This window comes from Streptomyces sp. WAC07094, assembly GCF_036320405.1.
Lineage (GTDB): Bacteria > Actinomycetota > Actinomycetes > Streptomycetales > Streptomycetaceae > Streptomyces > Streptomyces lannensis.
In genome coordinates this window covers 1,943,909-1,959,411 of sequence record NZ_JAVMJZ010000001.1, presented here as the reverse complement: position 1 = coordinate 1,959,411, position 15,503 = coordinate 1,943,909, and the positions used below count along the sequence as shown (strand labels likewise).

Here is a 15,503-nt window from a genome sequence, read left to right as displayed (position 1 = left end):
GGGCCGCAGGGGACGGCTCAGGGCAGCCGCAGGGTGTGCCACACCTCGTCGACGCCGGCCACATAGCGGTCCACCTCGACGAAGCCGCGCCGCTGGGCGAACCGCAGTCCGTCCTCGTTGGCGCCGAGCACGATCGTCTCGATCACCTCCGCACCCAGCCGTCGTGCCAGCTCGGCACCGCGGTCGTAGAGCTGCCCGCCGAAACCCTGCCCCCGGTGGCCGGGCAGGACCCGGGCGATGACCGTGGCCGTGCCGTCCCGCGGCGGGCGCACGGTCGAGCAGCCCACGAGGACCTCGCCCAGATACGCGACCTCCAGCCGATGGCGCGCCACGCGCTCGCGGACGTCGTCCAGGGAGAGCGGGTCCGCGGGGATGATCTCGTTGTGGACGTACCGCCAGTCCTCGAGTTTGCTGTCGTCGTGGGGTTGTTCGAAGCGAAGGGTCGGCATCGCAGCAGGAAACCGGGTGCGCTCGGCCGGAGTCAATCGAAATCCACGGCGTCACACGGCGGTCCGGGCCGGTCCCCGGCGCCTTCGCGGTACCCGTCCCGGACCGCCGGGGCGGTGATCCCTGTCATGCACGAGGCGGCCGGTGCATACGGTAGGGAGCATGACCGCGATCCGACTGCTCCTCGTCGACGACGACCCCCTCGTGCGGGCCGGCCTGTCCTTCATGATGGGCGGTGCCGACGACATCGAGATCGTCGGCGAGGCCGCCGACGGCAGTGAGGTGGGGCAACTCGTCGAGCGCACCCGGCCCGACGTGGTCCTGATGGACATCCGGATGCCGACCGTCGACGGACTCGCCGCGACCGAGCTGCTGCGCAGCCGCCCGGACGCGCCTCAGGTCGTGGTCCTCACCACCTTCCACGCCGACGAGCAGGTGCTGCGGGCGCTGCGTGCGGGCGCGGCCGGGTTCGTCCTCAAGGACACACCGCCCGCCGAGATACTGGACGCGGTACGGCGGGTCGCGGCGGGCGACCCGGTCCTGTCGCCCGCGGTCACCCGTCAGCTGATGGCGCACGCCGCCGGAACCGGGGCCGACACCCGGCGTCATACGGCACGGGAGCGGATCGCGGCGCTCGGGGAGCGCGAACGGGAGGTCGCGGTCGCGGTCGGCCGCGGCGCCTCGAACGCCGAGATCGCCACCCAGTTGTTCATGAGTGTCGCCACGGTCAAGACACACGTCTCCCGCGTCCTCGCCAAACTGGGTCTCAACAACCGCGTGCAGATCGCCCTGCTGACGTACGACGCCGGACTGCTCGACGAACCCGGGCACTGATCGCGCGCACCGTCCGTTCTCCGGGGGAGCGCGTTGACGGACCGGTTGCCGACGAAGGGGCGGGGAGAGCGGGCATGGCCGTGATCGATCTGGGAGCCTACGGGCCGGGCTTCACGCGGGATCCGTATCCGGTCTACGCCGAACTGCGGGCGCGCGGGCCGATGCACCGGGTGCGGACGCCGCCGCCCGAGGCGTACGAGGGCTGGCTGATCGTGGGACACGACGAGGCACGGGCGGCGCTGACCGATCCCAGACTGTCCAAGGACAGCACCAAGAGAGGGCTGGTCAGCCGCGAGGACGGGCTGATGGGCCGGCATGTGCTGATCGTCGACCCGCCGGAGCACACCCGGCTGCGGTCCCTCGTCGCCCGGTCCTTCACCATGCGCCGCGTCGAGGCGCTGCGCCCGCGCGTCCAGCAGATCACCGACGAACTGCTCGCGCAGATGCTGCCGAAGGGCCGGGCCGATCTGGTGGAGGCCCTCGCCTATCCGCTCCCCATCACCGTCATCTGCGAACTGCTCGGCGTCCCGGACATCGACCGGGTGGCCTTCCGCTCACTGTCGAACGAGATCGTGACCCCGACCAGTTGGGAGGCCGAACTCGCCGCGGTGCGGCGACTGGCCTCGTACCTGGACGAACTGATCGAGGACAAGCGGTGCGCCGCCCCCGCCGACGACCTGCTCAGCGACCTTCTGCGCACCCGGGCCGAGGACGGCGACCGGCTCTCCGGCAGCGAACTGCGTGCGATGGCCTTCATCCTGCTGATCGCGGGCCACGAGACCACGGTCAACCTGATCACCAACGGTGTGCACACCCTGCTCACGCACCCGGACCAACTGGCCGCCCTGCGTGCGGACATGACCCTTCTCGACGGCGCCGTCGAGGAGTTGCTGCGCTTCGAGGGACCGGTGGAGACGGCCACGTACCGCTACGCCTCGGAGTCGATGGAGATCGCCGGTACGGCCATCGGCGAGGGCGACACGGTCATCATCGGGCTCGACGCCGCGGGGCGTGACGCGGTGCGCTTCCCCGACCCCGACCGCTTCGACATCCACCGGGCCCCGCAGGGCCACCTCGCCTTCGGGCACGGCATCCACTACTGCCTGGGGGCGCCCCTGGCCCGTCTCGAGGCGCGTGTCGCGCTGGGCACCCTGCTCGAGCGCTGTCCGGATCTGGCCCTGGACGGTCCGCCCGGTCCGTGGCTGCCGGGGATGCTCATGCGTGGGGTGCGAAGCCTGCCGGTGCGCTGGTAGCCGACGACGGGCGGGACGGCGCGGCGCGATGGCCGGGCCGGTCCGGCCCGGCGGGAGGGCGCGGCAGTTCGGCCGTCATGCCCGGCCCGTCACTCGTGGGCGCCCGCGATCTCGGCGAGGCTCACCGGGCGTCGCTCGTGACGGGAGAGCTCGCAGGCCTCCGCGATGCGCAGGGCCTGCAGTGCCTCGTGGCCGTCGCACGGGTTGGCCCGCTCACCACGCACCACCTGCACGAACGCGGCGAGTTCGGCCTCGTACGCGGGCGCGAAGCGCTCCAGGAAGCCGGTCCACGGTTTGATCGCGGGCGGCGGCCCCTCCGGCTCGGTCGACGTGATCGGGGTCCGGTCGTCCAGTCCGACCGCGACCGTGTCCAACTCGCCCGCCAACTCCATGCGGACGTCGTAGCCGGCGCCGTTGGTGCGGGTCGCCGTCGCCGTGGCCAGGGTGCCGTCGTCCAGGGTGAGCACGGCCGCGGCCGTGTCGACGTCGTCCGCCTCGCGGTACATCGGCCCGCCGGCGTCGGTCCCGGTCGCGTAGACCTCGACGACCTCGCGGCCGGTCACCCAGCGCGTCATGTCGAAGTCGTGGACGAGGCAGTCGCGGTAGATGCCGCCGGAGAGCGGAAGGTATAAGGAGGACGGCGGCGCCTGGTCGGCCGTCATCGCCCGGACCGTGTGCAGCCGTCCGAGGCTGCCGGAGCGCACGACCTCGCGCGCGGTCGCGTAACCCTCGTCGAAGCGGCGCTGGAAGCCCATCTGCAGGACCGTTCCGGCGGCGTCGACCTCGGCCAGCGCCTCCAGCGTCCCCGGCAGGTCGACGGCGATGGGCTTCTCGCAGAACACGGGGAGGCCGGATCGCGCTGCCCGACCGATCAGTTCGCCGTGCGCCGCGGTCGCCGCGGTGATGACGACGGCGTCCACGCCCCAGACGAAGATCTCGTTCACCCCCGGCGCCGCTGTCTCCCCGAGACGGTCCGCGAGCGTATGGGCCCGGTCCCGGTCCACGTCGGTGATGATGAGTGAACCGACGTCGCGGTGGCGACTGAGCGAGGTCGCGTGGAACGTGCCGATGCGGCCCGCTCCGATGAGTCCGATGCGCATGGGAACAACGTGGAGGCGCGTCCCCCACCGTGTCAATGCTTTGTCCGGACAATCTGACTACACAACTTCCCGTCAACAGGCACCGGAGCTACGCTCGGGCCGTGCCGAAACCAGATGTGGATCCGACCGCCTCGCTCCAGCTCAGCGTCGACCGGAACAGTCCGGTTCCGCTCTACTTCCAGCTCTCCCAGCAACTGGAGGCCGCGATCGAGCACGGGAAGCTCACTCCGGGCAGTCTGCTGGGCAACGAGATCGAACTGGCCGCACGGCTGGGCCTGTCACGGCCCACCGTCCGCCAGGCCATCCAGTCGCTCGTCGACAAGGGTCTGCTCGTGCGCCGCCGCGGTGTCGGCACGCAGGTCGTGCACAGTCAGGTCAAGCGCCCGCTGGAGCTGAGCAGCCTGTACGACGACCTGGAGGCGGCGGGGCAGCGCCCCGCGACCCGGGTCCTCGTCAACACCCTGGCGTCGGCCTCCACCGAGGTCGCCGCCGCGCTCGGGGTGCCCGAGGGCGCGGAGGTCCACCGGATCGAGCGGCTGAGGCTCGCGCACGGCGAGCCGATGGCCCACCTGTGCAACTTCCTGCCGAAGGACCTGCTCTCTCTCGAGACCGGACAGCTGGAGTCCACCGGCCTGTACCGGCTCATGCGCTCCGCGGGCATCACCCTGCACAGCGCCAGGCAGTCCATCGGGGCCAGGGTCGCCACCGAGGCCGAGGGCGAGCGGCTCGGCGAGCCGGAGGGCGCGCCGCTGCTCACCATGCAGCGCACCACGTTCGACGACACCGGGCGTGCGGTCGAGTTCGGCACCCATGTCTACCGGGCCTCGCGCTACTCGTTCGAGTTCCAGCTCCTTGTGCGCTCCTGACCCGACGGTGGCGTACGTCACCGTGTCGCCATTGCCTCATCAGGGCCCTGACCTGCGACGTCGATACGCAGTCCGTGATACTTGGTAGTTCCAAGCGACACTACGCAAGAAGGGCACGGCCTCGTGGCACGGACTCGGACCTGGGCAACCATCGCGCTGACAGGGGCGCTCGGCCTATCCCTCGCGGGGTGCAGCAGCCATGGAGGGCAGCGCGCCGAGGACGCCCGCAAGGCCGCCACCGCGCAGGGCCGGGCCGCAGTGGACACCCCTCGCTGGACCTTCGCGATGATCACTCATTCGGGTGATGGTGACACCTTCTGGGACATCGTGCAGAGCGGCGCACGGCAGGCCGCGGTCAAGGACAACATCGACTTCCTGTACTCGCACGACGCCAACGCCCAGCAGCAGGCCCAGCTCGTGGACGCCGCGATCGACCAGAAGGTCGACGGCATCATCGTCACGCTAGCGAAGCCCGACGCGATGAAGGCCGCCGTCGCCCGTGCCGAGAAGGTCGGCATCCCGGTCGTCACGGTGAACTCCGGCTCCGCGGAGTCCAAGGCCTTCGGCGCGCTCGTCCACATAGGCCAGGACGAGACGATCGCGGGCGAGGCCGTCGGCGACGAGCTCAACAAGCGGGGCAGGACCAAGGCCCTGTGCGTCCTGCACGAGCAGGGCAACGTGGGTCACGAGCAGCGCTGCGCGGGTGTGCGCAAGACCTTCCACGGCACCGTGGAGAACCTCTACGTCAACGGCACCAACATGCCGGACGTGCAGTCCGCCGTCGAGGCGAGGCTCCAGTCGGACAAGTCCGTGGACGCGGTCGTCACGCTCGGCGCTCCCTACGCCGACACGGCGGCCAAGGCCAAGGCCGATGCCGGAAGCCGGGCGGAGATCGACACCTTCGACCTCAACGCCAAGGTGGCGGGTGAGCTGAAGGACGGCACCCTCGGCTTCGCCGTCGACCAGCAGCCGTACCTCCAGGGCTACGAGGCGGTCGACCAGCTCTGGCTCTACAAGTACAACGCCAACGCTCTCGGCGGTGGCAAGCCCGTGCTGACCGGACCGCAGATCGTCACCGGGGACCAGGCCTCGGCCCTCGAGCAGTACACGAAGCGGGGCACGCGATGACCGTCACGTCACCGGCATCCGCACCGGACACGCACCAGGGGCCGGCGTCCGACGAGCGGCTCCTCGGGACCTCACCGCTGAAGAGACTCCTCAGTCGGCCGGAACTGGGCTCGGTCGTGGGAGCACTCGCCGTCCTCGGCTTCTTCTCGCTCGCCGCAGAAAGCTTTCTGCGGGCTTCGAGCCTGAGCACCGTCCTGTACGCGGCCTCGACGATCGGCATCATGGCCGTCCCGGTGGCGCTGCTGATGATCGGCGGGGAGTTCGATCTCTCCGCCGGAGTCCTCGTGACGACGTCCGCGCTGGCCTCGTCGATCTTCAGCTACCGGATGACCGCGAACGTCTGGGTCGGCGTCGGCGTGTCCCTGCTGTTCACGCTGGCGATCGGCGCCTTCAACGGGCTTGTGCTGGCCCGCACGAAACTGCCGAGCTTCATCGTCACGCTCGGGACGTTCCTGATGCTGGCCGGCCTGAACCTCGGATGCACCAAGCTGTTCAGCGAGACGGTCTCCACCAAGTCGATCTCGGACATGGACGGCTTCTCCTCGGCCAGGGCGGTGTTCGCGTCCACGGTCACGATCGGCGGTGTCGCCTTCAAGATCACCATCCTGTGGTGGATCGTCCTGGTCGCCCTGGCCTCCTGGGTCCTGCTGCGCACCCGTGCCGGCAACTGGATCTTCGCGGTCGGCGGCAACACGGACGCGGCCCGCGCGGTCGGCGTCCCGGTCGGCAGGACCAAGACCGGCCTCTACATGGGCGTCGCCCTCGGGGCCTGGATCTCCGGGCAGCACCTGCTGTTCTCGTACGACGTCGTGCAGTCCGGTGAGGGTGTCGGCAACGAGCTGATCTACATCATCGCGGCCGTCATCGGCGGCTGCCTGATCACCGGCGGCTACGGATCCGCCGTCGGCTCGGCGGTCGGCGCCCTGATCTTCGGCATGACCAGCAAGGGCATCGTCTTCGCCCAGTGGAACCCCGACTGGTTCAAGTTCTTCCTCGGAGCGATGCTGCTCCTCGCGACCCTGCTCAACGCCTGGGTCCGCAAGCGGGCGGAGGCCACGGCATGACGGACGTCACGGAGCGCACCGCGCTCGTCCACCTCGAGGACATCGGCAAGCACTACGGCAACGTCCGCGCCCTCGACGGGGTCTCCCTGGAGGTCCACGCGGGCGAGATCACCTGCGTACTCGGCGACAACGGCGCGGGCAAGTCGACCCTCATCAAGATCGTCGCAGGGCTTCACCGGCACGACGCCGGAACCTTCCGCATCGAGGGGGAGGAGAGCGGCCTGTCCTCCCCGCGCGAGGCCCTGGACCGGGGCATCGCCACCGTCCACCAGGACCTGGCGGTGGTCCCGCTCATGCCGGTGTGGCGCAACTTCTTCCTCGGCTCCGAGCCGCGCAAGGGCTTCGGCCCCTTCAAGCGCCTGGACGTCGACCTCATGCGGCGCACGACGCGTGAGCAGCTCTTGCGCATGGGCATCGACCTGCGCGACGTCGACCAGCCCATCGGCACCCTCTCGGGTGGTGAACGCCAGTGCGTGGCCATCGCACGGGCGGTGTATTTCGGGGCCAAGGTGCTGATCCTCGACGAGCCCACGGCGGCCCTCGGAGTGAAGCAGTCCGGCATGGTCCTGAAGTATGTGGCCGCCGCACGGGACGAGGGCCTGGGCGTTGTGTTCATCACCCACAACCCCCATCACGCGTACCTCGTGGGCGACCGTTTTGTGCTGCTCAAGCGCGGCACCATGGTGGGCAGCCACACCCGCGAGGAGATCACCGTGGATGAGCTCGCCCGCCAGATGGCGGGCGGCAACGAACTGGATGATCTGCGCCATGAACTCGAGCGCACACCGCATGGGGGCGACCGTCAGGACGCGGGGCGGTGACGCCGCGCCGTCCCGCCGCGTCGGCGGGTCCGGCCACGACGGGCGTACGGGTGCGGCGCGGGTCCGCGTCGCCACGGCCCGGTGCCGGGTGCGAGGGCTCCGCGATGCAAGCCCGTGGGGGCGTAAGGCAGAATCGGGCGCGATGAGCACCTACCGCGACTTCACCCACCGCGGCTCCGCCCGGGCCACCGTCCTGCGGACCGTCGGCACGCGCGAGCGCCGTTCCCACCTGACCGCGCCCCGCGTCCCCACGGTCGGCATCGACATCGGCGGCACGAAGGTGATGGCGGGCGTCGTCGACGCCGACGGCAACATCCTGGAGAAGCTCCGCACCGAGACGCCGGACAAGTCCAAGAGCCCGAAGGTCGTCGAGGACACCATCGTCGAGCTGGTCCTGGACCTCTCCGACCGGCACGACGTGCACGCCGTCGGCATCGGAGCGGCCGGCTGGGTGGACGCGGACCGCAACCGCGTGCTGTTCGCACCGCACCTGTCCTGGCGCAACGAACCGCTGCGCGACCGCCTCGCCGGGCGGCTCGCCGTGCCCGTCCTGGTCGACAACGACGCCAACTCCGCCGCCTGGGCCGAGTGGCGCTTCGGCGCCGGCCGTGGCGAGGACCATCTCGTCATGATCACCCTCGGTACCGGCATCGGCGGCGCCATCCTGGAGGACGGCCAGGTCAAGCGCGGCAAGTTCGGAGTGGCCGGCGAGTTCGGCCATATGCAGGTCGTGCCGGGCGGGCACCGCTGCCCGTGCGGTAACCGCGGCTGCTGGGAACAGTACAGCTCCGGCAACGCCCTGGTCCGCGAGGCCAGGGAGCTCGCCGCGGCGGACTCCCCGGTCGCGTACGGGATCATCGAGCACGTCAAGGGCAACATCTCCGACATCAGCGGCCCGATGATCACCGAGCTCGCCCGCGAGGGCGACGCGATGTGCATCGAGCTGCTCCAGGACATCGGCCAGTGGCTCGGCGTCGGGATCGCCAACCTCGCGGCGGCCCTGGACCCCTCCTGCTTCGTGATCGGCGGCGGGGTGAGCGCGGCGGACGACCTGCTGATCGGACCCGCCCGGGACGCCTTCAGACGTCATCTGACAGGCCGCGGCTACCGCCCCGAGGCCCGCATCACGCGTGCCCAGCTCGGTCCCGAGGCCGGCATGGTCGGAGCCGCGGACCTGGCCCGGCTCGTCGCCCGCCGGTTCCGGCGCGCCAACCGTCGCCGGGTCGAGCGGTACGAGCGCTACGAGCGGTTCGCGGAGGCCCGCCGCAGCGCCAAGGGGACGCTGTGACGGCCGCCGTGTCGATACCGCGACAGTCCACGCCGCCGGACGAGCCCTCGGGGCCTCCGGAGGGCGGGTGGCACAAGTTCCGCCGCCGGGCGTTGACGCTGCTGATCATCGTGCTGCTCATCGGCGTGCCCGCCGGCTACCTGGTGATCTCCGCGAACCAGAGCCGCAACAGCGGCAAGGACAAGGAGGCGAAGTACTCGGCGACCGGACTGACCGCGGGGTGGCCCTCGCGCGTGCAGCGCCGCCTGTACCAGGTGACGATTCCGAAGGGCGCCACGAACGTCGCGTACTACGAGACGAACAACTGGAAGACCAGCCGGCTGTACGTGCAGTTCGACACGGACGACGCCGGTCTGACCCGGTTCCTCGGCCACCTCAAGACGTCCCAGGCCGCCCTGAAGAAGGACGACGTCGCCATCAACGAGCGCGACCAGAAGATCGTGGGCTGGTCCTTCACGGCACCGGGCTCCTGGTACGGCCTCGTCCACAAGCAGAAGAACCCGGCTCCGACCCTGGACATCGTGGTGAACAAGGAGCACCCCCTGCAGCCCACGGTGTACGTGGTGTCGCGCACGATCCCCTGACGGTCCCGTGCCCGGCGGTCCCGCGGCCGCCGGAGCCGATTGTCGGACCCCGCCCGTAGAGTCGAAGACGATTCGACGTCGATGGCGGGAGGTGACCGGACGCATGGCCGAGCAGACGGCGCAGGGCGGCGTGCCCGTGAGGCTGGCCGCCGTGTTCGTGCCGGCGCCGGTGCCCCGCCGGGGCCGGGTCGTCTTCTGGGACCCGGAGGGCGATTCCCCGCCCGCCGGCGCCACGGAGGAGCTGACGGTCGTCCGCCGGCACGGGTCCGCGGTGCGCAGGGCCACCGTGCCCGCCGTGTCCGTCCCGGTCGTCGAGGCACTGCCGCTGCTCACCCGGGCCCGGCGCGATCCCGCCGCCCACCCGGCCACCGCGTGCTGGGGCGCGGCCGCGCTGCACGCCCTGCGGCTCGTCGCGCGCGGCAGGCTGCTGCCGGGGCTGTCCCCCGAGGGCTACGACGCCTGGCGGGCCGGACCGCTGGAGCCGGACGACATCACCCACCTCAGAGCGGTCGCCGCGGCCCTGCCGTACGAAGGTCATGCCGTGCCGCTCCCGGGCAAGGGCCCGCTCCTGCTGCCCGAGCCCGAGGCCCTCGTCAGATCCTTCCTGGACGCGGTCGCGGACACCCTTCCGCGCACTCCGGCGGCCGCCCACACCATGGGCGGGCCGTTCGCGGCGCGCGAGCCGCAGCGTCTGCCGCTGGCGCAGGACTGGGCCGCGGAGGTCGCGGCAGGCATGGACGCCGGTGTGCGGATCTCACTGCGCCTCGACCTGTCCGCGTACGACCTCTTCGACGACGGCGGGGGAGCCCGCCGCGCCGGGGCCGCGGTCGTACAGGTGCACAGCCTCGCCGACCCGACCCTCGTCGTCGACGCGGCGGCGCTGTGGGCCGGTGAGGCCGACGCCGCCTTCGGCCCCCGCGCGCGGGTGGACGCCGCCCTCGCCGTCCGCCGCGCGGCCCGGGTCTGGGCACCGCTGGACCGGCTCTCCGAGCAGGAGACGCCGGACGTGCTGGCCCTGTCCGAGGACGAGCTGACCGATCTTCTGGGCGTCGCCGCGACGCGGCTGGGAGCGGCGGGAGTCGCCGTGCACTGGCCCCGCGACCTGGCGCAGGACCTGACCGCGGCGGCGATCGTACGACCCGCGCCGGGCTCGGCCACCGACGGCACGGGCTTCTTCGAGAGCGAGGACCTCCTCCAGTTCCGCTGGCAGCTGGCGCTCGGCGGCGATGCGCTCACCGAGGCCGAGATGGACACCCTGGCGGAGGCCCACCGCCCGGTCGTCCGGTTGCGCGACCGGTGGGTGCTCGTGGACCCGGCGCTCGTCCGCAAGGCCCGCAAGCGCGAGCTCGGCCTGCTCGATCCGGTCGACGCGCTGTCCGTGGCGCTCAGCGGCAGCGCCGAGGTCGACGGCGAGACGGTGGAGGCGGTGCCGGCCGGGGCGCTGGCCGTGCTGCGGGACCGGCTGACGGCGGGCATCGTCCCCGTGGAGCCGCCCCCAGGTCTCGCCGCCCGCCTGCGGGACTACCAACTGCGGGGACTGGCCTGGCTGGACCTGATGACCTCGCTCGGCCTCGGCGGCTGCCTCGCCGACGACATGGGGCTGGGCAAGACCGTCACCGTCATCGCGCTCCATCTGCGCCGGGCGCGCCGTGAACCGACCCTGGTGGTCTGCCCGGCGTCGCTGCTCGGCAACTGGCAGCGGGAGATCGGCCGGTTCGCACCCGGCGTCCCGGTCCGCCGCTTCCACGGCGCCGAGCGGAGTCTGGACGGTCTGGACGGCGGCTTCGTGCTCACCACGTACGGGACGATGCGGACGGCCGCACCGCGGCTGGCCGGACAGAGCTGGGGACTGGTCGTCGCGGACGAGGCGCAGCACGTCAAGAACCCCTACTCGGCGACGGCGAAGGCGTTGCGCACCATCCCGTCGCCCGCCCGCGTGGCCCTCACCGGCACCCCCGTGGAGAACAACCTCTCGGAGCTGTGGGCGCTCCTGGACTGGACGACACCGGGACTGCTCGGCCCGCTGAAGTCCTTCCGCGCCCGGCACGCACGCGCGGTGGAGAACGGCGAGGACGCGCAGGCGGTGGAGCGTCTGGCCCGGCTGGTCCGGCCGTTCCTGCTGCGCCGCAAGAAGTCGGACCCGGGCATCGTCCCCGAACTGCCGCCCAAGACGGAGACGGACCATCCGGTGCCCCTCACCCGCGAGCAGGCCGCGCTGTACGAGGCCGTGGTGCGGGAGTCGATGCTCGCGATCGAGACGGCGGAGGGCATCGCCCGGCGTGGCATGGTCCTCAAGCTCCTCGGTTCGCTCAAGCAGATCTGCGACCATCCCGCGCTGTATCTGAAGGAGGACCCGCGGGCGGCCGCCGGCCTCGCCACGCGATCCGGCAAAGTCGCCCTGCTGGACGAGCTGTTGGACACGCTCCTCGCGGAGGACGGCTCGGCGCTGGTCTTCACGCAGTACGTCGGCATGGCCCGCCTGATCAGCGCGCATCTGGCCTCCCGCGCGGTGCCCGTCGATCTGCTGCACGGGGGGACGCCGGTACCCGAACGGGAGCGGATGGTCGACCGGTTCCAGAGCGGCGCGACACCCGTCCTCGTCCTGTCCCTCAAGGCGGCGGGCACGGGCCTGAACCTCACCCGCGCGGGCCATGTCGTCCATGTGGACCGCTGGTGGAACCCGGCCGTGGAGGAGCAGGCCACGGACCGGGCGTACCGCATCGGCCAGACCCAGCCGGTGCAGGTCCACCGGCTGATCACCGAAGGCACCGTCGAAGACCGCATCGCCGAGATGCTGGAGGCCAAGCGGGCGCTGGCCGACGCGATCCTGGGCTCCGGCGAGTCGGCCCTGACCGAGCTGACCGACCGGGAGCTGTCCGATCTGGTCTCGCTGAGGAGTTCGGCGTGAGTGGGGCGGGCGAGGAACGGCTCGCGGCGGACGACGGGTCGCGTGAGGGCACCGAGGCGGTCCCGGGCGACCGTCCGCGTCCCGCCGACGCGGTGCGCCGTGCGCTGTGGGCCGCGCGGGGGCGCGGCGGGGGCGCGGAGCCCTCGGCGCCGCAGGTGCAGCCGCCCGCCGCGCACACGGAGCCCTCGGCCCCGGAGGAAGGCACGCAACCGGAGGCCCGGCCAGGCGATGCGGCGCGGGCGGCTCTGCGCCGGTCGGCCGCGGAGCGCCGCACCGGCCGGGAAGCGGACGAGGACGCCGTGTCACTGCCGGAGCCGGGCGAAGGAAGCCGAGCCGTTGTGGGCGAGGCCGCCGCGCCCCGCGAACCCGCACCGGCCGAGCGTCCCGGCGACGCGGCGCGACAGGCGTTGCGTGCCGCGCGGACCGAGGCGGAGCGGCAGCCGGCCGAGCCGCGTCCCCGGGGGGTGCGGCCCCCCGACCGGTCCGCCGCTGCCGGCACCCGGGAGCGGCGGGGAAAGCGCACCCGTACGCATGCCGAAGGCACCCGTGCCATGGACGCCCGGGCCCAGAACGTCCGGGAACTCCTCGCCGACGCCTTCGTGTTGCCGCCGGCCGCCACAGCGCAGCGCGGAGCCACGACCGCCGCGGCCGACGCCGGCGGTGAGCCGGGCGAGGCGCCCGCGTATCCACAGCAGGAAACGCCGGAGATCTCCTCGCGACCCCGGTGGGAGCAGCCGGATCCACCACCGGGACCCGGCGGTCCGCCGCCCGCCGCGGCCCGCTATCCCCGTTCCATGGCGGCCCCCGATCGCGACGGCGAGCTGCGGCGCACGTTCGCGGCGCTCCCCGCGCGACCGCCGCAGGCATCCGAGAGGTTCGCCGAGACCTGGTGGGGCAACGCCTGGGTCACCGCACTGGAGGAAGGGGCACTCGACGCGGCCCGGCTGGCGCGGGGCAGGACGTATGCCGGCCGGGGGAACGTGGACGCCATCACCGTCACCCCCGGTCTCGTGCTGGCCTACGTCCAGGGCAGCCGTCCACGCCCGTACCGCGTACAGGTACGGCTACGGACGTTCTCCGACGACGAGTGGCACATCTTCCTGGACGCTGCCGCCGAGCGTCCCGGGCACATCGCCGCACTGCTGGACAAGCAGGTGCCGCAGTCCCTCGCGGACTGCGGGGTCCGGCTGCTGCCCGTGCCGGGAGACCTCGAACCGCACTGCAGCTGCCCCGACTCCGGCCGTCCCTGCAAGCACGCGGCCGCCGTCTGCTACCAGACCGCGCGTCTGCTCGACCGGGACCCCTTTGTACTGCTTCTGCTGCGCGGCCGGGGCGAACGGCAGCTGCTCGACGCGCTGTCCCGGCGCAATGCGGCGCGCGCGGCCCGGGCCGTCCAGGACCGGGAACCAGCACCCCTGCCCGGTGTACGCGCCCGGGACGCCCTTGCGCGGAACGCGCTGCCGCCGCTCCCGTTGCCGCTGTCGCCGCCCGCCCACCCGGAGCAGCCGCCGGTCTACCCCGGGGCGCCGGGCGGCCCGGACCCGTTCGCGCTGGACCAGTTGGCCACGGACGCGGCCGCCCGTGCACACGCCCTGCTGACCACGGGACACGACCCGGTCGCGGAGCTGACCCTGTGGCAGGACGCCGTACGGCTCGCCTCCGCCCGACCGGGTTCGGGACTCACCGCGGGCACCCGGGCGCTGTACGCCTCCCTGGCCGCCGCCACCGGACGCACTCCGGCCGATCTGGCGCGGGCGGTCGCGGCATGGCGGCAGGGCGGACAGGCGGCACTCGCCGTACTGGAGGAGCCCTGGGACCCGCCGGCGGGCCGCTTCGACCGTGCCCGCCCCCTGCTGCTGGCCGCGGACCTCCCGGCGTTCCGCCCGTGGCGCAACCGCCTCACGCATCCGGACGGACATGTTCAGCTCCGGCTCGGCCAGGACGGTCTCTGGTACGTCTACGAGTCGGAACCGGGCCGCGAGGAGTGGTGGCCCCGCGGCACCCCGGATCTGGACCCGGTCGGCGCCCTGACCGGACTGGGGGCGGGGTAGACCGCGGCGGACGAGCGGCGGGGCAGGCCGCGAGGGACGACGCCGGGCCGTCCTGCCGCGCGTCCGAAACCCGTCGGCCCCTCGAAACGGCCTGAGTAGGATCGCGGAATGCTCACAACTCCGCTCGGTGCGCTCGAAGTCGCCCTGGTCCAGAGCGGCGCCCGAGCCGTGGACACGCTGCACGACACCGCCGGGTTCGCCCGGCGCATGGAGGACCTCGGGTACCGGCGGCTCTGGTACGCCGAGCACCACCACTCCCCGGCGATCGGGGCGTTCCCGCCGGTCGTGCTGACCGCCCACGCCGCCGCGTCGACCTCGTCCATCCGCCTCGGGTCCGGGGGCGTCCTCGCTCCGAACCACGCGCCGATCATGCTGGCGGAGCAGTTCGGCACACTGGCGGCACTGCACCCGGACCGGATCGACCTGGGCATCGGCCGTGGCCCGGGCACGTTCGACGAGCGGACGGCACGCGCGCTGCGGCGTGGCGCGGGCCCGGCGTCGGACGACGAGTACCGAACCGATGTGTCAGCGATCCTGCGTCTTGTGGTGGAGGAGATGGATCTCGGCCCGCTCCCGGAGCCGTGGCTGCTGGCCTCGAGCACGGCGGGCGCCGGTCTTGCTGCGGAACTCGGACTGCCGATCGCCGTCGCCCATCACATCCGCCCGGAGAACACCCTCACCGCACTCCGTCACTACCGCGAGCACTTCTCCCCCTCCCGCTGGTGCGAACGTCCCCGGGTGCTGGTCTGCGTGGAGACGATATGCGCCGAGACCCAAGGGGAGGCGGCCCGGCTGGCGGCCCCGATGGCCGTCATCAAGGCCGGACTTCTCGCCGGACGGGGCGACATGCCCGTCCCCACGCCCGAAGAGGCGGCCGACCATGTGTTCACCGCGGAGGAGACGCGGGCACTGGCGGCCTTCAACGCCAGTCAGGCGCACGGCTCCCCGGAGACCGTCGTACGGCAGCTGGCGAGCATCGTGGACGCGACCGCCGCCGACGAACTGATGTTGACAACACCCGTGTACTCGGCGGCGGACCGCCTGAGGTCGTACGAACTCGTCGAGCAGCATGCCGGGTTGCGCGCCGCCTCGTGACGAGGGACACCGGGGCGACACAAGCACCCGGTGCCGACCGTACGCGCGCCGCACCGCGGAACAC

Annotated in this window: 13 protein-coding genes; 11 read left to right on the top strand and 2 right to left on the bottom strand. The window is 72.3% G+C overall.

The genetic code is table 11. The annotated features are described in order from the left end of the window. Nucleotides 1-17: 17 nt before the first annotated feature. Complete coding sequence (locus RCR19_RS08565) at nucleotides 18-449, bottom strand: GNAT family N-acetyltransferase (RefSeq protein ID WP_331264590.1); 432 nt, start codon at nucleotides 447-449, stop codon at nucleotides 18-20. Between the two features lie 160 nt (nucleotides 450-609). On the opposite strand from RCR19_RS08565, the gene RCR19_RS08560 reads away from it, so the two are divergent. Then, entirely contained in the window at nucleotides 610-1,281 is a 672-nt protein-coding gene (locus RCR19_RS08560) for a response regulator transcription factor (RefSeq protein ID WP_331264589.1), read from the top strand. A 74-nt stretch (nucleotides 1,282-1,355) separates the two neighbouring features. Then, the gene (locus RCR19_RS08555; protein WP_331264588.1) at nucleotides 1,356-2,534 is read left to right on the top strand and encodes a cytochrome P450; all 1,179 of its coding nucleotides are present in this window, start codon (nucleotides 1,356-1,358) and stop codon (nucleotides 2,532-2,534) included. Between the two features lie 89 nt (nucleotides 2,535-2,623). Here RCR19_RS08555 and RCR19_RS08550 read toward each other — a convergent pair whose 3' ends face one another. Then, nucleotides 2,624-3,634, bottom strand: a complete 1,011-nt coding sequence (locus tag RCR19_RS08550; protein ID WP_331264587.1) for a Gfo/Idh/MocA family oxidoreductase — start codon at nucleotides 3,632-3,634, stop codon at nucleotides 2,624-2,626. Nucleotides 3,635-3,750: 116 nt separating this feature from the next. Between RCR19_RS08550 and RCR19_RS08545 the strand changes: the two genes are divergently transcribed. The 9 genes from RCR19_RS08545 to RCR19_RS08505 all read left to right on the top strand — a co-directional run bounded on the left by RCR19_RS08545 (nucleotide 3,751) and on the right by RCR19_RS08505 (nucleotide 15,439). Continuing rightward, complete coding sequence (locus RCR19_RS08545; protein ID WP_331269383.1) at nucleotides 3,751-4,500, top strand: GntR family transcriptional regulator; 750 nt, start codon at nucleotides 3,751-3,753, stop codon at nucleotides 4,498-4,500. Between the two features lie 123 nt (nucleotides 4,501-4,623). Next, nucleotides 4,624-5,628, top strand: coding sequence for a sugar ABC transporter substrate-binding protein (locus RCR19_RS08540; RefSeq protein WP_331264586.1), 1,005 nt, complete (start codon nucleotides 4,624-4,626; stop codon nucleotides 5,626-5,628). Next, nucleotides 5,625-6,692, top strand: coding sequence for an ABC transporter permease (locus RCR19_RS08535; RefSeq protein ID WP_331264585.1), 1,068 nt, complete (start codon nucleotides 5,625-5,627; stop codon nucleotides 6,690-6,692). Before RCR19_RS08540 ends, RCR19_RS08535 begins: the two co-directional genes overlap by 4 nt. Next, nucleotides 6,689-7,513, top strand: coding sequence for an ATP-binding cassette domain-containing protein (locus tag RCR19_RS08530; protein ID WP_331264584.1), 825 nt, complete (start codon nucleotides 6,689-6,691; stop codon nucleotides 7,511-7,513). Before RCR19_RS08535 ends, RCR19_RS08530 begins: the two co-directional genes overlap by 4 nt. Before the next feature lie 142 nt (nucleotides 7,514-7,655). Continuing rightward, nucleotides 7,656-8,801, top strand: coding sequence for an ROK family glucokinase (locus RCR19_RS08525; RefSeq protein ID WP_331264583.1), 1,146 nt, complete (start codon nucleotides 7,656-7,658; stop codon nucleotides 8,799-8,801). Then, a complete protein-coding gene (locus RCR19_RS08520) occupies nucleotides 8,798-9,385 on the top strand; it encodes a sugar kinase (protein ID WP_331264582.1) in 588 nt (195 codons plus the stop codon). The genes RCR19_RS08525 and RCR19_RS08520 overlap by 4 nt, the downstream gene beginning before the upstream one ends. Before the next feature lie 103 nt (nucleotides 9,386-9,488). Further along, nucleotides 9,489-12,293 (top strand): DEAD/DEAH box helicase, encoded by a 2,805-nt coding sequence (locus tag RCR19_RS08515; RefSeq protein WP_331264581.1) that lies wholly within the window; start codon nucleotides 9,489-9,491, stop codon nucleotides 12,291-12,293. A 92-nt stretch (nucleotides 12,294-12,385) separates the two neighbouring features. Beyond that, nucleotides 12,386-14,344, top strand: a complete 1,959-nt coding sequence (locus RCR19_RS08510; RefSeq protein WP_331269382.1) for an SWIM zinc finger family protein — start codon at nucleotides 12,386-12,388, stop codon at nucleotides 14,342-14,344. Between the two features lie 108 nt (nucleotides 14,345-14,452). Beyond that, the gene (locus RCR19_RS08505; protein ID WP_331264580.1) at nucleotides 14,453-15,439 is read left to right on the top strand and encodes an LLM class flavin-dependent oxidoreductase; all 987 of its coding nucleotides are present in this window, start codon (nucleotides 14,453-14,455) and stop codon (nucleotides 15,437-15,439) included. The last annotated feature ends 64 nt before the right edge of the window (nucleotides 15,440-15,503 follow it).